This is a genomic window from Mycolicibacterium austroafricanum (assembly GCF_000612725.1).
Taxonomy (GTDB): Bacteria; Actinomycetota; Actinomycetes; order Mycobacteriales; family Mycobacteriaceae; genus Mycobacterium; species Mycobacterium austroafricanum.
The window spans coordinates 225103-244759 of record NZ_HG964454.1; the positions used below are offsets into that span (position 1 = coordinate 225103).

Consider the following 19657-nt stretch of genomic DNA (forward strand, 5'->3'; position numbering starts at 1 on the left):
GAGCGGGCGTCGTTGCCCGCGGTCGGATGTGGTCGGTTCCCTAGCGCGCCCCCCACGCAGGTGACCATCTGCCGACGATCCGGCGGCCGAGCGCGCCGAAGATCCAGAATGCGACGACGCCGAGCAGACAGGCCGTGAGGACGGTGGCCAGCATCTCGGCGGACTGCAGCCGGGAGCTGTACCGGGCCAGCAGCATGCCCAACCCGATCTGCCCGCGCCCGAAGAAGTAGTCACCGACCGTCGCGCCGACCACCGCCAGTCCGGCGGCGCTCTGCAGGCCGACGAAGACATCCGGCATGGCCGACGGGATCTGCAGCTTCAGCAGCCGCGTCAACGGGCGCGCGCCGGTCAGGGTGAACAGGTCGTGCAGGCCGCGGTCGGCGCCCAGCAGACCCTGCAGCGGGTTGATGATCAGCGGGAACAGGGCGATGATCACGACGACGAGGACGCGGGCGAACAGCTCGAACCCGAACCAGAAGCCGATCACCGGCACGATGGCCAGGATCGGAACCGTCTGCAGCAGGATCACCCACGGGTACAGCGAGCGTTCGACCCATTTCGCCTGCGCCATGGCGACCGCGAGAACTCCACCGATCACGATCGCGGCGACCAGCCCGATGATCGCCACCTTCGCCGACACCCACAGTGCGCTGGTGATGTCGTCGCGGGTGTCGGCGTCGAGCAGTCCCTGCGCCACGACGTCGTGGGGCGGGGGCAGCAGGAACTTCTCGCTGCTGTCGAGCACCAGGTAACTGACGGCGTACCAGGCGACGATCACCACCGCCAGCAGTGCCATCGGCGGCCCCGCCAGCGACACGATCCGGCGTGCGGTCACGACGCCTCCTCCAGAGACTTGGCCACCCGTCCGGCGAGTTCTGCGAACTCGGGCTGATAACGCAGCTCCAGCGCGCGGGGGAACTCGAACGGCACGGTGAACTCGTCGACGATCCGGCCGGGGCGGGCCGACATCACCACGACGCGGTTGGACAGAAAGACCGCCTCCTCCACGGAGTGGGTGACGAACAGGCCGGCAAAGGAGTGCTGCAGGAACAGGTCCTGCAGCACGAGGTTGAGACGGCCGCGGGTGATCTCGTCGAGTGCGCCGAACGGCTCGTCGAACAGGAACACCTCGGGCTTGAGCACCAGCGAGCGGGCCAGGCTGGCCCGCATCTTCATCCCGCCCGACAGCTGGCGGGGCAGGTGCTCGGCGAAATCGGTGAGGCCGACCGTGGCAAGCGCGGACTCGACCTCCGACCTGATCTCGGCGCGGCCGCGGCCCTGCAGCTCGGCGAGCAGGCCCACGTTGCGCCGCACCGTGCGCCACGGCATCAGCGTCGCGTCCTGGAAGACGTATCCCACACTGTCGGTGGCGAACTCGACAGCACCTGCGGTGGGCTCGTCGAGCTTCGAAGCAAGGCGCAACAGGGTGGACTTGCCGCACCCCGACGGTCCGATGATCGAGATGAACTCGCCGCGCTTGACCGCCAGATCACAGGGTGCCAGGGCGTCGACCGCTCCGAAGGTGCGACTCACGCGGTGGAACTCCACCAGGGGGCGTGGTGCATTCGGCATGCCGCCGAGGCTATGGGAGCGATTCCCCAGGCACAGGCTGGTTTACGACCAATTTACTGCGGTCCGGTAGATGTTCTCAGCTCTGTTACAAACAGTGGGACAGGGGGACACAGGTGCACCGGCCGACGGGCCGTCGCGCCACCCCCGCGGCGCCGAAACGGCGTCAGCGCCGGGCCGGTCACCGTGTCTCGGCTAGGTTTAGCGCATGGACCACGCTCCTGTGCGTGACCGGGTGCTGACGGTGCCCAACGCACTGTCGGTGATCCGCCTCGTGCTGGTCCCGGTCTTCCTGTATCTGCTGCTGGCCGCCGGTGCGACGGGGTGGGCTGTCGCGATCCTGATGTTCAGCGGCGCCTCCGACTGGGCGGACGGCAAGATCGCCCGGCTGTTCGACGGCCAGTCGTCGCGGCTCGGCGAACTGCTGGACCCGCTGGTCGACCGGATCTACATGGTCGTCGTCCCGATCTCGATGGCTGCGGTGGGCTTCGTTCCGTGGTGGGTGGTGGCGTTGCTCCTCGGCAGGGATCTGGTGCTGGCAGGCACGCTTCCGCTGCTGCGCCGCCGCGGGTTGACCGCATTGCCGGTCACCTACATCGGAAAGGCCGCCACGTTCGCGCTGATGTCAGGTCTGCCACTGGTGCTGCTCGGACAGGTCGACGCCCAGTGGGCCAGGGTCGTGCTGGCGCTCGGGTGGGGGTTCCTGATCTGGGGTCTGGCGATGTATCTGTGGTCGGGGGCGCTCTATCTCGTGCAGGTCGGGATGGTGATGCGGACGTTGCCGCCGTCATGAGCAGTCTGGGGGGATACGACCTTTCCGCGGGGCGCGACGCGCACCGGGCGGATGCGCCGACGCGCATTCCGGTTCCGTCGCTGTTGCGGTCGCTGCTCACCGAACACCTCGACCCCGGCTACGCCGCTGCCGCGCAGGCACCACGACGGCGCGGGAGGGTGTCGGAGATGGCGTGGCAGGTGGTCGCCGCCGTGCTGGTGGCCACGGTGTTCGGCCTCGCCTGGACGCAGGCACGCGACACCGCCTCCGGTGTGCGCGAGTCGCAGCAGGTGTTGGTGGGCAGCGTGCGATCTGCCGAGGCCGCCGCCGACACGGCCGCCGAGCGTCGCGACAGCCTGACCGCCGAGGTCGACGCCGAACGGCGCAGCCGGCTGGAAGGCGACGCCACCGGCCGCCAACTCCTGACCGATCTCGACCAGGCCGAGCAGGCCGCCGCGGCCACCCCGGTGATCGGCCCCGGTGTGACGATCACGGTTACCGATCCTGGGATGTCGCCGAATCTGACCGACGTGTCCAAACAGCGAGTGGAGGGCAGTATGCAGGTGATCCTCGACCGGGACCTGCAGCTGGTGGTGAACTCCCTGTGGGTCAGCGGAGCCGAGGCCATCTCCGTCGGCGGGGTGCGGATCGGCCCCAACGTGACGATGCGGCAGGCCGGCGGCGGAATCCTCGTCGACAATCAGCCGGTGTCCAGTCCCTATGCCATCCTCGCGGTGGGGCCGCCGAACGCGATGCAGGACAACTTCAACCGCAGCGCGGGCCTGCAGCGGCTGCGGCTGTTGGAGGCGTCCTACGGTGTGGTGGTCAACGTCTCCGGCGGCGACGGTCTTGTGCTGCCCGCCGGATCGGTCCGAGACATCAACTTCGCCAAACAGATGGGGCTTAAGTGATCGGCATCGCTTGTTCGATGGGCGTCCTCTCTTGATCGGCATCGTCGCGCTCGTCGTCGGCATCGTGCTCGGTGTGGTGTTCCATCCGGACGTCCCCGAGTTCGCCCAGCCGTATCTGCCGATCGCGGTGGTGGCGGCTCTCGACGCGGTGTTCGGCGGGCTGCGGGCCTACCTGGAGAGCATCTTCGACTCCAAGGTGTTCGTGGTGTCGTTCGTGTTCAACGTGCTTGTGGCGGCCCTGATCGTCTATGTCGGCGATCAACTCGGGGTCGGCACCCAGCTGTCGACCGCGATCATCGTCGTGCTCGGGATCCGGATCTTCGGCAACGCCGCCGCGCTGCGACGCAGGCTGTTCGGGGCCTGACGATGAGCGAGCACGGACGCCACGAACTTCCGCCCGACGACGGTGCCGCACCGGCCAGGGGCGGGCGGTCTCAGGCCGTGTTCGGGGTGCTCGCCGTGCTGTTGTGCCTGCTGCTCGGGGTGGCCATCGCCACCCAGGTCCGGCAGACCGAATCCGGTGACTCGCTGGAGACCGCGCGGCCCGCCGATCTGCTGGTACTTCTGGACTCGCTGCAGCAGCGCGAGGCCGCGCTGAACACGGAGGTGGCCGACCTGCAGCGCACGCTGACCCAGCTGCAGGCATCCGGAAGCAGTGATCAGGCCGCGATCGAGAATGCCCAGGCGCGGCTGGCCGCCCTGTCGATTCTGATCGGCACCGTCGCCGCGACCGGTCCCGGTGTGACGATGACCATCACCGATCCGGCGCAGGGGGTGGCCGCCGAGACCATGCTCGACGTCATCAACGAGCTGCGCGCGGCGGGCGCCGAGGCGATGGAGATCCGCGGTGAGCAAGGCGGTCAGCAGGTCTCGGTGCGGATCGGGGTGGACACCTGGGTCGTCGGCGGCCCGGGGGCGTTGGTCATCGACTCCGCCACCGTGGGTCCGGTGTATTCGGTTCTGGCGATTGGGGATCCGCCCACGCTCGCTGCGGCGATGAACATCCCGGGCGGCGCGATGGACAGCATCGAACGCGTCGGCGGCACGATGGTGGTACAACAATCCGACCGGGTCGACGTCACCGCCTTGCGGCAACCGAAAGCGCGCCAATACGCTCAGCCCGTCAAGTGACCAACAGATCAAGGAGCGCCGTGAGCGAGATTCCCGCCGACCTGTCCTACACCACCGAACACGAGTGGGTGCAGCAGACCGGCGACGGCACGGTTCGTGTCGGCATCACCGACTACGCGCAGTCGGCGCTCGGTGACGTGGTGTTCGTGCAGCTGCCCGATGTCGGCTCCGATGTCACGGCGGGGGAGTCGTTCGGCGAGGTCGAGTCGACGAAGTCGGTGTCGGACCTCTACGCACCGGTGACCGCGAAAGTGATTGCCGTCAACGGTGATCTGGAGGGCAATCCGCAGCTGGTCAACTCCGATCCGTACGGCGAGGGCTGGCTGGTGGAACTGCAGACCGAGACCGAGTCGATGCAGGCGGGGTTGGCCTCGCTGCTCGATGCGGAGGGCTACCGCGCCCACGTGGCGGACTGAGGTGTTGTTAGGGTCGTCCAGACAGACCGGAACGCGACGTGCGGATCCGGCAGTGGTGAACACAACGCGGTCGTTTGCGCGGTACGGTCGACACCAGCGGCGCATCGGCTGGGAGTCCGGCCGGTTATCGCCACAGCAGCCAGTGAGGAGCAGCGGGTGACGGACAAGGACTTCAATTCCGGGACCGACTCTGACGAAGTCACCGTGGAGACGACATCGGTGTTCCGCGCCGATTTTCTCAACGAGCTCGACGCTCCGCCCGCCGCAGGCGGCGAGAGCGCGGTTTCGGGTGTGGAAGGCCTGCCGGTCGGGTCGGCGCTGTTGGTGGTCAAGCGCGGACCCAACGCCGGGTCACGGTTCCTGTTGGATCAGCCCACCACCTCGGCGGGCCGCCATCCCGACAGCGACATCTTCCTCGATGACGTCACCGTCAGCCGCCGGCACGCGGAGTTCCGCCTCGAAAGCGGTGAGTTCCAGGTCGTGGATGTGGGCAGCCTCAACGGCACCTACGTCAACCGCGAACCGGTCGATTCCGCGGTGCTCGCCAACGGCGACGAGGTGCAGATCGGGAAGTTCCGTCTCGTCTTTCTGACCGGCCCGAAGGGCGCTGACGGCGGTGCCTCCGATTGAGTGACTCCGACCGGTAACCCATGACGCAACCCGACACACCTGCACTCAACGGGATGTCGATCGGGGTTGTCCTGGATCTGCTGCGCGGCGACTTCCCCGACGTGACGATCTCCAAGATCCGATTCCTGGAGGCCGAAGGGCTCGTCACGCCCGAGCGCACCGCATCCGGCTACCGGCGCTTCACCGCCTACGACTGTGCGCGCCTGCGCTTCATCCTCACCGCACAGCGGGACCAGTATCTGCCGCTGAAGGTGATCAAGGCGCAGCTCGACGCGCAACCCGACGGTGAGCTACCCCCGTTCGGATCCGCTTATGCGACACCGCGTCTGGTGTCGGTCGGCGGGGACGCCACGGACGCCACGGACGTCCCGGCCGGCCCCACTCAGGTGCGGCTGAGCCGGGAGGATCTGCTGGAGCGGTCCGAGGTCGGCGGGGAACTGCTCAACGCGCTGATCAAGGCCGGCATCATCACCACCGGACCCGGTGGTTTCTTCGACGAGCACTCCGTCGTGATCGCCCAGTGCGCCCGCGCGTTGGCCGACTACGGAGTGGAACCGCGTCACCTGCGGGCATTCCGCTCCGCCGCGGACCGGCAGTCGGATCTGATCGCACAGATCGCAGGCCCGGTGGTCAAGGGCGGTAAGGCCGGGGCCCGGGACCGGGCCGACGACCTGGCGCGGGAGGTGGCGGCGCTGGCGATCACGTTGCACACGTCATTGATCAAGTCGGCGGTACGCGACGTCCTGGATCGCTGAGGACTAGACTTGCGGAGACGGGTTCGTCGGCGTCCGGAGGTAGGCACATGGGTGAGGTTCGTGTGATCGGCATTCGAGTGGAGCCGCCCCAGAACCAGCCTGTCCTGCTGCTGCGGGAATCGAACGGGGACCGGTATCTGCCGATCTGGATCGGTCAGTCCGAGGCCGCGGCGATCGCCCTGGAACAGCAGGGGGTCGAGCCGCTGCGACCGATGACCCACGACCTGTTCCGTGATGTCATTGCGGCCCTCGGTCATTCGCTCAAAGAGGTGCGCATCGTCGATCTGCAGGAGGGGACCTTCTACGCGGATCTCGTCTTCGATCGCGACATCAAGGTCTCGGCGCGGCCGTCGGACTCCGTGGCGATCGCGCTGCGCGTCGGCGTGCCGATCTACGTCGAGGAAGCCGTGCTGGCCGAGGCCGGGTTGCTGATCCCCGACGAGGGTGACGAGGAGGCCGGCGGGACGGTGCGCGAGGACGAGGTGGAGAAGTTCAAGGAGTTCCTCGACAGCGTGTCGCCGGACGACTTCAAGGCCACCTGAGGGGTTGGTCACGGATGCGTCTCGTCGCATCCGACACGCGGGTCAGGTTTTTTCAAACACCGAATTGGGCAGCCATACTTGGTCCCGACGGGCAGTCACGGAGCGCCCTCAAGCGTATGCTCGAACGAAGTTCGGGCCGGGTGGAAGTGCGCCCACGCAGGGCATGGATGCGGGTTCGATCGGCGAGAGGAATCGAAAAGTGGGAGACACTCCACGCCAGGAGGAGTTGGACCTGACCGGCAGCTCCCCGCAGCCGGACCCTCTGCCCCGAGTGGTCGCCGAGCCCGTGCAGGCGGGCCTGTTCCCCGACGATTCGGTGCCGGACGAACTGGTCGGCTACCGCGGTCCCAGCGCCTGCCAGATCGCCGGCATCACCTACCGTCAGCTCGACTACTGGGCGCGGACCTCGCTGGTCGTTCCGTCCATCCGCGGCGCGGCGGGATCGGGCAGCCAGCGGCTGTACTCGTTCAAGGACATCCTGGTCCTCAAGATCGTCAAGCGCCTGCTCGACACCGGGATCTCCCTGCACAACATCCGCGTCGCGGTGGACCACCTGCGCCAGCGCGGGGTGCAGGATCTGGCCAACATCACGCTGTTCTCGGACGGCACCACGGTGTACGAGTGCACCTCCGCCGAGGAAGTGGTCGACCTGCTGCAGGGCGGCCAGGGTGTGTTCGGCATCGCGGTATCGGGTGCGATGCGCGAGCTCACCGGTGCGATCGCCGACTTCCCAGGTGAGCGCGCCGACGGCGGCGAGTCGATCTCCGCTCCGGAGGACGAGCTGGCCTCGCGGCGCAAGAGCAGGGATCGCAAGATCGGCTGAGCCGAATCAGGGTCGCTGCGGCGGCCCTTTTTTGTTGCGCGCCGGGCCGCGAGGGACGGCATCGTGGTGTGTCGATGCGAAAAGTGTTGGTGCGTCGAGGATTTCGTCAAGGGGCAGCGAGACATCTTCTGCGGAAACGGTGGTTAGAGCTCAATCCTGCGTGCAGCGCGGGAGATCGCCGAAAACCATTGGGCAATAATCAGTTCCGATCCATCTTTGGCGGCTTCGGGTCGTTCCTCTGCTCGCCATCTCTCGCGGGCAGCGGACATCCGCGGCGCCGTGGGCCCGGCAGTGGCGAAGACGGCGGCGTCCCGCCGGGACGGCGGCGGCGCCACGGCATCGGTGTGGGCGGCACTCGATCCGGCAGGGCGGTATGATAGCTGGCGCATCGCCCTGTGCGGGAGAGTTCCGTTGCCGCCAGCCACGGACGCCGAAGGAGCAATACCTCTCCGTCAACCTCTCAGGCACCCAGGACCGCGCCAGGCCCCGATGCCTCTGGAAAGTGGTGTGTTGGCACCCGCCCATGGGGAAAGGCCCAGCCGGCCGAAACTCTCAGGCAGCCCGGACCGGGTCGACGACAGAGGGGGAGGAGCCGTTCGTTCGCGCTCCCGGGAGACGTCGTCACGTGTCAGATCAGTTCCGCACCCCCTCCTTCGTCGACCGGCACATCGGGCCCGACGCGCACGCCGTCGCGACCCTGCTCGGCACCATCGGCGTCAGCTCCCTTGACGATCTCGCGGCCAAGGCGCTGCCCGCCGGGATCCTCGATCCGCTGACCGGGGCCGGCACCGCGCCGGGGCTCGAGCATCTGCCGCCGGCCGCCACCGAACACGAGGCGCTGGCCGAACTGCGTGCGCTGGCCGAGTCGAACACCGTCGCGGTGTCGATGATCGGGCAGGGGTTCTACGACACGCTCACCCCGCCGGTGTTGCGTCGCAACATCCTTGAGAACCCGGCGTGGTACACCGCCTACACGCCGTACCAGCCCGAGATCAGCCAGGGCCGGCTCGAGGCGCTGCTCAACTTTCAGACGATGGTCAGCGACCTGACCGGCCTCGAGGTCGCCAACGCGTCGATGCTCGACGAGGGGACCGCTGCCGCCGAGGCGATGACGCTGATGCACCGCGCCGTGCGCGGACCGTCCAACCGTCTGGTGGTCGACAGCGACGTCTACGCGCAGACGGCCGCGGTGCTTGCCACCCGCGCCGAACCGCTCGGCATCGAGATCGTGACCGCCGATCTGCGCCACGGCCTGCCCGACGGTGACTTCTTCGGCGTGATCGTGCAGCTGCCGGGCGCCGGCGGCGCGATCACCGACTGGTCCGAACTGGTCACCCAGGCCCACGACCGCGGCGCCCTGATCGCTGTCGGTGCGGACCTGCTCGCGCTGACACTGATCGCCCCGCCGGGTGAGATCGGCGCCGACGTCGCGTTCGGAACGACCCAGCGCTTCGGGGTGCCGATGGGATTCGGCGGACCGCACGCGGGATACCTTGCGGTGCATTCCAAGCACGCCCGTCAATTGCCCGGCCGGCTGGTCGGGGTGTCGGTGGATGCCGACGGTGCCGCAGCGTTCCGATTGGCGTTGCAGACCCGCGAACAGCACATCAGGCGCGACAAGGCCACCAGTAACATCTGCACGGCACAGGTGCTGCTGGCCGTGATGGCGGCGATGTACGCCAGCTATCACGGCGCGGACGGGCTGCGGGCGATCGCCCTGCGCGTGCATGCGCAGGCGTCGGCGCTGGCCGCCGGCCTGTCCGGCGCGGGCATCGAGGTGGTGCACCCGTCGTTCTTCGACACCGTGCTGGCCCGGGTGCCGGGACGCGCGAGCGAGGTGCGCGCCGCCGCCAAGGAGCGCGGCATCAACGTCTGGCTCGTCGACGACGACCACATCTCGGTGTCGTGCGACGAGGCCACCACGGACGGCCACGTCGCCGACGTACTCGCCGCGTTCTCGGCCGAGCCGACGGTCGGCGGGGACGTCACCGCCGCCTCGATCGCCACCAGGACCTCGGAGTTCCTCACCCACCCGGCGTTCACCAGGTACCGCACCGAAACCGAGATGATGCGCTATCTGCGTGCGCTGGCGGACAAGGACATCGCGTTGGACCGCAGCATGATTCCGCTGGGCTCGTGCACCATGAAACTCAACGCGGCCGCGGAGATGGAGCCGATCACCTGGCCGGAGTTCGCCCGTCAGCATCCGTTCGCTCCCGCATCGGACACCCCCGGAATCCGCCGCCTGATCGCCGATCTGCAGGGGTGGCTCACCGGCATCACGGGCTATGACGAGATCTCGCTGCAGCCCAACGCCGGCTCGCAGGGGGAGTACGCCGGGCTGCTGGCGATCCGGGCCTACCACGCGGCGCGCGGAGACACCGACCGCACCGTGTGCCTGATCCCGGCGAGCGCACACGGCACCAACGCCGCCTCCGCGGCGATGGTCGGCATGCAGGTCGTGGTCGTCGCGTGCCGCGCCAACGGCGACGTCGACCTCGACGATCTGCGCGCCAAGGTCACCGAGCACGCCGAACGACTGGCCGCGTTGATGATCACCTATCCGTCGACGCACGGCGTCTACGAGCATGACATCGCCGAGATCTGCGCCGCGGTGCACGACGCGGGCGGTCAGGTCTACGTCGACGGTGCCAACCTGAACGCGCTGGTGGGGCTGGCCCGTCCCGGCAGGTTCGGCGGCGACGTCAGCCACCTGAACCTGCACAAGACGTTCTGCATCCCGCACGGTGGCGGTGGCCCGGGTGTGGGTCCGGTCGCGGTGCGCTCGCACCTGGCGCCCTATCTGCCCGGGCATCCGCTGGCCGACGAGCTCTCCGATGAACACACGGTGTCGGCCGCCCCGTACGGTTCGGCGTCGATCCTGCCGATCACGTGGGCCTACATCCGGATGATGGGCGCGCAGGGACTGCGGTCGGCCTCGCTGGTGGCGATCGCGTCGGCCAACTACATCGCCCGCCGCCTCGACGAGTACTACCCGGTGCTCTACACCGGGGAGAACGGCATGGTGGCGCACGAGTGCATCCTCGATCTGCGTGCGATCACGAAGGCCACCGGAGTGACGGTGGACGACGTCGCCAAGCGGCTCGCCGATTACGGCTTCCACGCACCGACGATGAGTTTCCCCGTCGCGGGCACGTTGATGGTCGAGCCCACCGAGAGCGAGTCGCTGGCCGAGGTCGACGCGTTCTGTGAGGCGATGATCGCGATCCGCGGCGAGATCGACAAGGTCGGTTCCGGGATGTGGTCCGTTGACGACAACCCGCTGCGCGGAGCACCGCACACCGCCGGGAGTCTGCTGGTCGAGGACTGGCACCACCCGTACACACGCGAGCAGGCCGCCTACCCGCTGGGCAAGGGCTTCCGGCCCAAGGTGTGGCCGCCCGTGCGGCGCATCGACGGCGCCTACGGCGACCGCAACCTGGTCTGCTCGTGCCCGCCGGTAGAGGCGTTCGCGTGACCGGTGGTGGACGGGCTATAGGGTGACGGCATGACCACAGGAGGGGCTGGGGAGAGTTCGGCGGGTCAGCCGAAGTTGTTCATCTTTCCGCACGCGGGCGGGTCGGCGCAGTACTACGTTCCGTTCGCCAAGACCTTCGCGACCGACATCAAGCGGGTCGCGGTGCAGTACCCGGGGCAGCGGGGTAAGCAGGACTTCGCGTCGTTCACCAGCCTGCCTGCGCTGGCCGACGAGGTCTGCAAGATGGTCTCGCCGGACAAAGAAGGTGGCGTCGATGGACCCCCTATCGCCTTCTTCGGGCACAGCATGGGCGGTTTGCTGGCGTTCGAGGTGGCCCGCCGCTTCGAGGAGGCGGGGCGCCCCATCGCCGCACTGTTCGTGTCAGCGGTCGCAGCGCCCGGCCGGGTCGGGTACGAGGACATCCCCGACGACGACGAAGGTCTGCTCGCGGCGGTCAGCTCGATGACCGGTGCCAATCCCGAGTTCATGAAGAACCCGGAATTCGCGGCCGCGATCCTGCCGACGCTGCGTGGACTCAAGGCGATCGCCAACTACACCTGCCCACCTGACGTCACCCTCTCGTGCCCGATTCACGCGTTCTACGGCGACGATGACGAGATCGCCACGGCCGACAAGGTGAAGCCGTGGGCGGAGCGGACAACCGCCGATTTCACCGCTCGCGAGTTCAGCGGTCACCACTTCTATCTCAATGACCACCTGGGGGAATTGGTGCCCGACCTGGAGCAGAAGCTCTGGTCGCGGCTGCGGGAGTAGTTTCCGTTTCCTGTGGTGTTCACCACACCGTGTCGTCGCTGGAATGGGCGTTGGAGCTCATATCCGGCGGGTGGAGCCATGTCGTGGGGAGACCTTCCGGAAGTGGCCGGACCAGGATCTTACCGACCAGTCAGGAAGAAATCCGACGCGAACGTGCAGTCTTGGCAAACGCCTTACGTACGCGTCAAGGCGATACGAGCACTGCATTCGGTGGCTGCGCCCGCGTAACCGCTCACCAGGCGGTCACGGCTCTGAGCAACCCGGAACCGGGGGACTAGGTGGGGTGTTCCGATATCTGGCAAAACTGTGAGCAGGCTGTATGGAACGACCTGGGCACTCGGGTGCTCCCGGTTCCGGCGAAATTTGCCCCGATCTGCCGGCTTCCCTCTGGCAAGCAAGTCGTGATCTAATCCATGGTCGGATTAGACGAAATTATTAACGGGTCAGTGTTAGCCTTCGGGCAAGCGGGGGAATGCGCGGCCGAGAGCTGCGAACTGGTTTGCCATCCGCGGCGATGAAGCCGGGGCGCAGAAGATAAGTGAAAGGACGTCGCCATGCCGTTGCTTGAGTCGACCATTCCTGGCTTGCTCGCCGAACGTGCGCGCCTGCAGCCCGATGACGTGGCCTACACGTTCATCGACTACGACGTCGATCCCGCGGGCTTCGCCGAGACGCTGACGTGGTCCCAGGTCTACCAGAGGGTCCAGGTTGTCGCCGAGGAGCTGCTGCGTCACGGTTCCAAGGGGGACCGCGCCGCCATCCTGGCCCCGCAGGGGCTGGAGTACATCATCGCGTTCTACGGCGCGATGGCGGCCGGCTTCATCGCGGTACCGCTGCCGGTGCCCGCGCTGGGCCAGCTCGACGAGCGCGTCAACGGCGCACTGCGCGACTGCCAGCCGGTCGCCGTGCTCACCACGTCGGCGGTCGTCGGCGACATCATGACCTACGTCGGGGCCCTTCAGGGCGCCGCCCAGCCTGCCGTCATCGAGGTCGACGCGCTCGATTTCGATTCGCCACGCGCGGTCGAGGTGAACGTCGGACCGTTGCCCAAGACTGCCTACCTGCAGTACACGTCGGGCTCGACGCGTGCACCGGCCGGCGTGATCATGACCCACAAGAACGTGATCGCCAACCTCGAGCAGATCTTCACCGACTACATGTCGCACCGCGGTGGCGTGCCGCCCCAGGACACCACGATGGTGTCGTGGCTGCCCTTCTACCACGACATGGGCCTGATCCAGGGTGTCTTCGCCACGCTGCTGTGCCCGCCGGACGGGCCGGACGGCACGTGGGGCCGACCCGCGGTGCTGATGAGCCCGGTGGCGTTCCTGCAGAAGCCCGCCCGCTGGATCCAGCAGCTGGCGATCAACCCCCACTCGTGGTCGGCGGCGCCCAACTTCGCCTTCGAGCTCTCGGTGCGACGCACGTCCGACGCCGACATGGAAGGTCTGGACCTGGGCCAGGTGCTGGGCATCATCAGCGGCAGCGAGCGCATCCACTCGGCGACCATCCGCCGGTTCAACCAGCGGTTCGCGCAGTTCAACATGCCCGACACCACGGTGCGGCCGTCGTACGGGCTGGCCGAGGCGACGCTTTACGTGATCTCGGCCCCGACCGGGCACACGCCGGCGACGGTGCGTTTCGACTACGAGAAGCTGTCGGCCGGCCACGCCGAGCGGTGCGGCACCGATGCGGGAACCGAGCTGGTGAGCTATGGCCGGCCGCGCTCGTCGACCGTGCGCATCGTCGATCCCGAGACGCGCACCGAGAACCCGGACGGCAAGATGGGCGAGATCTGGGTGCACGGCGACCAGGTCGCGATGGGTTACTGGCGTAACCCGCAGCAGACCGAGCGCACGTTCGGTGGCGAGATCGTCAATCCGTCCGAGGGCACTCCGGTCGGTCCGTGGCTGAAGACCGGCGACCTGGGTGTGATGTCCGAGGGCGAGATGTTCATCATCGGCCGGATCAAGGACCTGTTGATCGTCGACGGGCGTAATCACTACCCTGACGACATCGAGGCCACCATCCAGGAGATCACCGGGGGCCGCGTCGCAGCGATCTCGGTGCTCGATGACACCAGCGAGCAGCTCGTCGCCATCGCCGAGCTGAAGAAGAAGGGCGCCTCGGAGGCCGAGGCGCTCGACAAGCTGCGGGCGGTCAAGCGTGAGGTGGCCTCGGCCATCAAACGGTCGCACAGCGTGCGCGTCGCCGACCTGGTGCTGGTGGCACCCGGTTCCATCCCGATCACCACTAGCGGAAAGATCCGGCGCTCGGCCTGTGTCGATCGTTATCGACTGGACGAGTTCAGCCGGCTGGACGTCACTACATGACCTCAGCTTTCGACGAGGACGCAATCCGGAACTGGTTGGTCGACTACCTGGTCACCAACATCGGTTGCAGTCCCGACGAGATCAATTTCGATGCACCCCTGAACGACCTGGCCGTCGGTTCCAGTGACGCCGTCGTGCTGACCGGCGAGCTCTCCGAGCTGCTGGGCCGCACGGTGTCGCCGGTGGAGTTCTGGCAGTACCCGACGATCAACGCGCTGGCGAAGTTCCTCACCGGTGGTGAGGTCGAGCCGGCCGCCGAGGCCGTCGTCAGCCGCGATTACGGCGCCGACGACGAGCCGATCGCGGTGATCGGCCTGGGCTGCAGATTTCCTGGAGGGGACGGCCTCGACGGCAACATCACGGGTCCGGATGCGTACTGGCGGTTCCTGATGGAAGGCCGTTCGGCGGTCCGGCAGGTGCCCGAGGAGCGCTGGGAGTCCTTCCAGATCAACACCCCGGAGGCCGCGGCGGCGCTGGCGGGCACGACCCGCTGGGGCGCGTTCCTGCGCGACCTGGACGCATTCGACGCCGAGTTCTTCGAGATCTCGCCGAGCGAGGCCGACAAGATGGATCCTCAGCAGCGGCTGCTGCTTGAGGTGACCCAGGAGGCGCTCGAGCACGCCGGCATCCCGGCGCACACGCTGCGGCACTCGCAGACCGGGGTGTTCGCGGCGGCCTGTCTGGGCGAGTACGGCTATCTGTCCACCGTCGACCTCGGCGACGTCGACTCGTGGTCCGGCACGGGCGGGGCGTTGAGCATCATCGCCAACCGGGTGTCGTACTACTTCGACCTGCGCGGCCCGTCGGTGACCATCGACACCGCCTGCTCGTCGTCTTTGGTGACGATCCACCTCGCCTGCCAGAGCCTGCGCTCCGGTGACTCCAACATGGCGCTCGCCGCCGGGGTGAACCTGCTGCTGTCGCCCGCGGTGACGCGCAGCTTCGACCAGCTCGAGGCGATGTCGCGCACCGGGCAGTGTCACGCTTTCGACGCCGGCGCCGACGGCTTCGTGCGCGGCGAGGGTTGCGGGGTGACGGTGCTCAAGCGGCTGTCCGACGCGCAGCGCGACGGAGACCGCATCCTCGCGGTCATCCGCGGGTCCGCGGTGAACCAGGACGGCCGCTCCAACGGCCTGATGGCCCCGAACCCGGCCGCCCAGATGGCGGTCCTGCGGTCGGCGTACTCGGCCGCAGGTGTCGAACCCCGCGATGTCGACTACGTCGAGACGCACGGCACCGGCACCCTGCTGGGTGACCCGATCGAGGCACGCGCGCTGGGGACCGTGCTGGGCCGCGGCCGCGCCGCCGATGCGCCGCTGCTGCTCGGTGCGGTCAAGTCCAACCTGGGCCACCTCGAAGCCGCCGCCGGTGTCGCCGGGTTCATCAAGGCCGTCCTGGCCCTGCAGCACCAGCAGATCCCGGCCAACCTCGGATACGAGAAGCCCAACCCGCACATTCCGTTCGACAACCTGCGGCTGAAGGTCATCGCCGAGCACACCGAATGGCCCGCCCCGGCCGGGCGCCCGCGCCGCGCCGGCGTCTCGTCGTTCGGGTTCGGCGGCACCAACGCCCACGTGGTCATCGAGCAGGCCCCGCCCAAGGCGCCCGCCACGAACGGCCAGGGCGAGCCCGCGGTGACCACGCTGGTGGTCTCCGGGCGCACCGCCGAGCGCATCGCCTCCGAGGCCGGCATGCTGGCCGAGTGGATGGCCGGCCCAGAGGGCTCGCTGGCGTCACTGCCGGAGGTGGCGCACACGCTGAACCACCATCGCTCGCAGTACAACAAGTTCGCCACCGTCGCCGCCCGCGACCGTGATCAGGCCATCGCCGGGCTGCGTGCACTGGCGGCGGGCCAGACCGCACCCGGCGTGGTGGGTGCCCCGACGGGGGCACGCAAGCGGGGCACGGTGTTCGTGTATTCGGGTCAGGGGTCGCAGTGGCCGGGGATGGCCCGGCAGCTGTTGGTTGATGAGCCGGCGTTCGCGAACGCGTTGGCCGAGATCGAGCCGGTGTTCGTCGAGCAGGTCGGTTTCTCGTTGCGTGACGTCATCGCCGGGGGCGAGAGCGTCAGTGGTGATGCGCAGGTTCAGCCGGTGCTGATGGGTCTGCAGCTGGCGTTGACGGAGCTGTGGCGGTCCTACGATGTGCATCCGGATGCGGTGATCGGTCATTCGATGGGTGAGGTGACCGCCGCGGTGGTGGCCGGGGCGTTGAGCCTGGCCGACGGGCTGAAGGTCATTGCCGCGCGGTCGTCGATCATGTCCCGGCTGGCCGGGCAGGGCGCCGTCGCGCTGGTCGAACTCGACCCCGAGGCCGCGGCCGCCTTCATCGCCGACTATCCGAGCGTCGAGGTGGCGGGCTTCGTCTCGCCGCGCCAGACCGTGGTGGCCGGCCTGCCCGAGCAGGTCGACGCCGTCATCGCCGCGGTCACCGCACAGGAGAAGTTCGCCCGCCGGGTGAACATGGAAGTCGCGTCCCACACCGCGCTGATGGATCCGGTGCTGCCCGATCTGCGCGAGGCGCTGGCCGGCGTCACCCCGCGCACGCCGAACATCCCGTTCCTGTCGACGGTCACCGAGCCCGACGGCGAACCGGCCCTGGACGCCGACTACTGGGTGGCCAACGTGCGCCAACCGGTCAAATTCAGCCAGGCAGTCACGGCCGCCGCGCAGGAGATCGGCACGTTCATCGAGGTCAGCGCCAACCCGATCCTGACGTACGCGATCAACGACACGCTGTCGTCGGCCAGTCATGTCAGCCTCGGCACGCTGGCCCGCGACGCCGACGACACGTTGACGTTCCACACCGCGCTCAACGCGACGTTCACCGGCCACCCGCCGGTGACGCCGCACCACGGTGAACCGCACATCCAGCTGCCCACCACGCCGTGGCATCACACGCACCACTGGGCGATTCGTAAGCACACCGCCTCGGGGGCGACGGCGCCCCGACCGGGCACCGTGCTGGGGTCGCACACCGCCGTCGCGGGAACGCAGCCGGGCCATCTGTGGCAGGCCCGGCTCGCGCCGCAGGCCAAGCCGTACCCGCAGCCGCACAAGTTCGCCGGAGTGGAGATCGTCCCGCTGTCGGTGCTGCTGCAGACGCTGTCGCTGGCTGCCGCCGAGTCCGGTGCCCGTGCTGTCGCCGACGTCCGGTTCGACTTCCCGATCACGGTGGACGCACCGCGGGTGGTCCAGGTCGTCAGCGACGGCGAGACCATCACCGTCTCGTCGAGCACCGCTGCCGCCGGTTCGGACGACTCCGCCCAGCGCTGGATCCGCCACCTCACGGCGCGGGTCGCGCACCGGGTCGCCGACAGCCCGGCCACGGCCGGTACTGCGCAGTCGTCCGGGTACGACCCGTCGGCGCTGGCCGAACTGCACAACGCCTGGGGCATCGACGGGATGGCGTATCCGTGGACCGTCGCCTCCCACGAGTCGGCGCCCGGCGAGCTGCGCACCGTGATCGACCTGACACCCGGCTCCCTGGTGGGTCTGCTCGACGCCGCGGTCAACCTCGGCCGCCTGGTCGACTCGTCGAGCCCCGGCCTGATGGTGCCGTCGGCGGCCGAGAGCGTGCGTTTCGGCGACGACGCCACCGGCACCGGTGGAGTCATCACGGCGCGCAGCCGCGGACGCGACGGCGACGATCTGCTCGTCGACATCTCGATCGGCGGAGTCGACGGCGCGGAGTACGCCCACATCACCGGGCTGCGGTACACGCCGGTCGAGATCGGCACCGTCACCACCTCGGCCGCCGCCGACCCCCAGCGCGTCGCGCACCGGCTCGACTGGCAGCCGTGGACGCCCGCCGCCGACGCCGGGCCCGACACCGGTTCCGTCGCGGTCATCGGTGACGACGATGTGGCGGCCGCCGTCCGCGGCGCCGTCGCCGCCAACGGACACGCAGTCGCCGAGATCCCCGACGCCCGCTTCGTGGTCTACGTCGCCGACGTCGGCGACGTAGACAGCGACCAGGACGTCGCGGTGCGGCTCACCACCGAGGTCGCCGACCTGGTCGGCACACTTGCCGAACGTGATCCGCGGAATCCGGCCACGCTGTGGATCGTCACCCGCGGGGTGTACGAGTCCGCCACGGCCGCAGCGCTGCCGCAGAGCACCCTGTGGGGTCTGGCCGGAGTTGTCGGCGCCGAACAGCCGCAGCTGTGGGGCGGGCTGGTCGACCTTGCGGGCGAGGACCCGGCGGGTTCGGCGGAGGCGCTTGCCGCACTGCTGCCCACACCGGTCAAGTCCGTCGCGATCCTGCGGGACGGGCAGCTGCGCACCTCCGTGCTGGCCGAGTTCACCGAAGCCCCGGCCCGGGAGACGTTGCGGTGCAGGCCCGACGCCGCCTACCTGATCACCGGCGGTATGGGCGTCCTGGGTCTGCTCATGGCGGACTGGCTGGCCGACCGCGGCGCCCGCCGCGTGGTGCTGGCGGGCCGGACACCGCTGCCGCCCCGCCGGGACTGGGACGACGAGTCGATCGACGCGGACACGCGCCACAAGATCGCCGCGATCCGCGCGCTGGAATTGCGCGGCGTGTCCGTCGACACCGTGGCACTCGACGTCGGGTCCCGTGAGGCGCTGACCGCGGTGCTCGACAAGCGCGACGGTGACGGCGCCCCGCCGATCCGCGGCGTCATCCACGCCGCGGGTATGACGGAGGCGCAGCTGCTCACCGAGATCGAGGCGGACCGCGTGCACCGCACGGTCTGGCCGAAGATTGCCGGCGCCAAGGTGCTCGACGAGCTCTTCCCCCCGGGCAGCCTCGATTTCCTGTATCTGGCCGCCTCGGCGGGCGCCGTGTTCGGCATCCCCGGACAGGGTGCCTACGCCGCGGGCAATGCCTACCTCGACGCGCTGGCGCGGTCGCGGCACCACAGGGGCGACAACACGGTCAGCCTGGACTGGGTGGCCTGGCAGGGTCTGGGCTTCGGCAGCGAGGCCCAGGTCGTGGTCTCCGAGCTGGAGCGGGTCGGGTCGCGGCCCGTCGTGCCGGCCGAGGCGTTCGCCGCGTGGGACTTCGTCACCCGCTTCGACGTGGCCCAGGTCGTGATGGCGCCGATGCAGTCCGCGGAGGACGCCGCCGCGGTCACCGCCGACACCCACCGCGCACCCACGCGGGACTGGACGGCGATGGCCCCGGACGAGCTGCTGGCCGAGCTGCAGGACGGGCTGCGCGGCATCCTGGCCACCGAGCTGCGGTTGCCCGAGAGCGACGTCCACACCGACCGGCCCTTCGCGGAGATGGGTCTGAACTCGGTGATGGCGATGTCGATCCGCCGTGAGGTGGAGCGCCTGGTCGGGCTGGAGTTGTCGGCGACGATGCTGTTCAACCACCCGACGATCGAGTCGTTCGCGAGCTATCTCGCACAACAGCTCGCACCTGAGACCGGCGGCGACGACGAGGTGGCCGACGATTCGGGCGGCAGCCTGCTCGACTCGCTGTTCGACAGCGTTGAGAACTGATTTCCCTGATTACCCCGATGCGCGAGATCATGTCGGGAGCTGATTGAAAGGA

15 protein-coding genes and 1 riboswitch are annotated in these 19657 nt (G+C 68.7%); of the genes, 13 read left to right on the top strand and 2 right to left on the bottom strand.

Features of this window, described 5'->3' with window-relative positions; translation table 11 throughout:
* Nucleotides 1-40 precede the first annotated feature (40 nt).
* Together BN976_RS18150 and BN976_RS18155 are read right to left on the bottom strand one after the other, a co-directional pair.
* Nucleotides 41-835, bottom strand: a complete 795-nt coding sequence (locus BN976_RS18150) for an ABC transporter permease (protein ID WP_011780349.1) — start codon at nt 833-835, stop codon at nt 41-43.
* Nucleotides 832-1572, bottom strand: coding sequence for an ABC transporter ATP-binding protein (locus tag BN976_RS18155; protein ID WP_036372718.1), 741 nt, complete (start codon nt 1570-1572; stop codon nt 832-834). Before BN976_RS18155 ends, BN976_RS18150 begins: the two co-directional genes overlap by 4 nt.
* Before the next feature lie 205 nt (nt 1573-1777).
* On the opposite strand from BN976_RS18155, the gene BN976_RS18160 reads away from it, so the two are divergent.
* The 13 genes from BN976_RS18160 to BN976_RS18220 all read left to right on the top strand — a co-directional run bounded on the left by BN976_RS18160 (nt 1778) and on the right by BN976_RS18220 (nt 19605).
* Complete coding sequence (locus BN976_RS18160) at nt 1778-2362, top strand: CDP-alcohol phosphatidyltransferase family protein (protein ID WP_011780347.1); 585 nt, start codon at nt 1778-1780, stop codon at nt 2360-2362.
* Entirely contained in the window at nt 2359-3252 is an 894-nt protein-coding gene (locus BN976_RS18165; protein ID WP_011780346.1) for a DUF881 domain-containing protein, read from the top strand. The genes BN976_RS18160 and BN976_RS18165 overlap by 4 nt, the downstream gene beginning before the upstream one ends.
* A gap of 31 nt (nt 3253-3283) precedes the next feature.
* On the top strand, nt 3284-3616 hold the full coding sequence (locus tag BN976_RS18170) for a small basic family protein (RefSeq protein ID WP_036372721.1): 333 nt from the start codon (nt 3284-3286) through the stop codon (nt 3614-3616).
* Nucleotides 3617-3618: 2 nt separating this feature from the next.
* Entirely contained in the window at nt 3619-4383 is a 765-nt protein-coding gene (locus BN976_RS18175; RefSeq protein ID WP_036372724.1) for a DUF881 domain-containing protein, read from the top strand.
* Nucleotides 4384-4403: 20 nt separating this feature from the next.
* Nucleotides 4404-4799, top strand: a complete 396-nt coding sequence (gene gcvH / locus BN976_RS18180) for a glycine cleavage system protein GcvH (RefSeq protein ID WP_036372727.1) — start codon at nt 4404-4406, stop codon at nt 4797-4799.
* Nucleotides 4800-4955: 156 nt separating this feature from the next.
* A complete protein-coding gene (gene garA, locus BN976_RS18185) occupies nt 4956-5429 on the top strand; it encodes a glycogen accumulation regulator GarA (protein WP_011780342.1) in 474 nt (157 codons plus the stop codon).
* Between the two features lie 20 nt (nt 5430-5449).
* Nucleotides 5450-6184, top strand: coding sequence for a transcriptional regulator FtsR (ftsR, locus tag BN976_RS18190; RefSeq protein WP_036372729.1), 735 nt, complete (start codon nt 5450-5452; stop codon nt 6182-6184).
* A gap of 47 nt (nt 6185-6231) precedes the next feature.
* On the top strand, nt 6232-6726 hold the full coding sequence (locus BN976_RS18195; protein WP_011780340.1) for a bifunctional nuclease family protein: 495 nt from the start codon (nt 6232-6234) through the stop codon (nt 6724-6726).
* Nucleotides 6727-6925: 199 nt separating this feature from the next.
* On the top strand, nt 6926-7549 hold the full coding sequence (locus tag BN976_RS18200; RefSeq protein ID WP_011780339.1) for a MerR family transcriptional regulator: 624 nt from the start codon (nt 6926-6928) through the stop codon (nt 7547-7549).
* A 388-nt stretch (nt 7550-7937) separates the two neighbouring features.
* A riboswitch (glycine riboswitch) is annotated at nt 7938-8036 on the top strand.
* A gap of 138 nt (nt 8037-8174) precedes the next feature.
* Nucleotides 8175-11027: an aminomethyl-transferring glycine dehydrogenase gene (gene gcvP, locus BN976_RS18205; protein ID WP_036372731.1), complete on the top strand. Its 2853-nt coding sequence runs from the start codon at nt 8175-8177 to the stop codon at nt 11025-11027.
* Nucleotides 11028-11057: 30 nt separating this feature from the next.
* The gene (locus BN976_RS18210; protein ID WP_036372734.1) at nt 11058-11801 is read left to right on the top strand and encodes a thioesterase II family protein; all 744 of its coding nucleotides are present in this window, start codon (nt 11058-11060) and stop codon (nt 11799-11801) included.
* Between the two features lie 554 nt (nt 11802-12355).
* A complete protein-coding gene (locus BN976_RS18215) occupies nt 12356-14134 on the top strand; it encodes an AMP-binding protein (protein ID WP_036372737.1) in 1779 nt (592 codons plus the stop codon).
* Nucleotides 14131-19605, top strand: coding sequence for a type I polyketide synthase (locus BN976_RS18220; RefSeq protein ID WP_036372739.1), 5475 nt, complete (start codon nt 14131-14133; stop codon nt 19603-19605). The genes BN976_RS18215 and BN976_RS18220 overlap by 4 nt, the downstream gene beginning before the upstream one ends.
* Nucleotides 19606-19657: the final 52 nt, after the last annotated feature.

What these genes read in the sequence shown, in the direction of transcription:
- BN976_RS18155 (WP_036372718.1), bottom strand. Translation starts at nt 1,572, where the DNA reads ATGCCGAATGCACCACGCCCCCTGGTGGAGTTCCACCGCGTGAGTCGC.
- BN976_RS18160 (WP_011780347.1), top strand. Translation starts at nt 1,778, where the DNA reads ATGGACCACGCTCCTGTGCGTGACCGGGTGCTGACGGTGCCCAACGCA.
- BN976_RS18165 (WP_011780346.1), top strand. Translation starts at nt 2,359, where the DNA reads ATGAGCAGTCTGGGGGGATACGACCTTTCCGCGGGGCGCGACGCGCAC.
- BN976_RS18175 (WP_036372724.1), top strand. Translation starts at nt 3,619, where the DNA reads ATGAGCGAGCACGGACGCCACGAACTTCCGCCCGACGACGGTGCCGCA.
- ftsR (WP_036372729.1), top strand. Translation starts at nt 5,450, where the DNA reads ATGACGCAACCCGACACACCTGCACTCAACGGGATGTCGATCGGGGTT.
- BN976_RS18195 (WP_011780340.1), top strand. Translation starts at nt 6,232, where the DNA reads ATGGGTGAGGTTCGTGTGATCGGCATTCGAGTGGAGCCGCCCCAGAAC.
- BN976_RS18210 (WP_036372734.1), top strand. Translation starts at nt 11,058, where the DNA reads ATGACCACAGGAGGGGCTGGGGAGAGTTCGGCGGGTCAGCCGAAGTTG.
- BN976_RS18215 (WP_036372737.1), top strand. Translation starts at nt 12,356, where the DNA reads ATGCCGTTGCTTGAGTCGACCATTCCTGGCTTGCTCGCCGAACGTGCG.
- BN976_RS18220 (WP_036372739.1), top strand. Translation starts at nt 14,131, where the DNA reads ATGACCTCAGCTTTCGACGAGGACGCAATCCGGAACTGGTTGGTCGAC.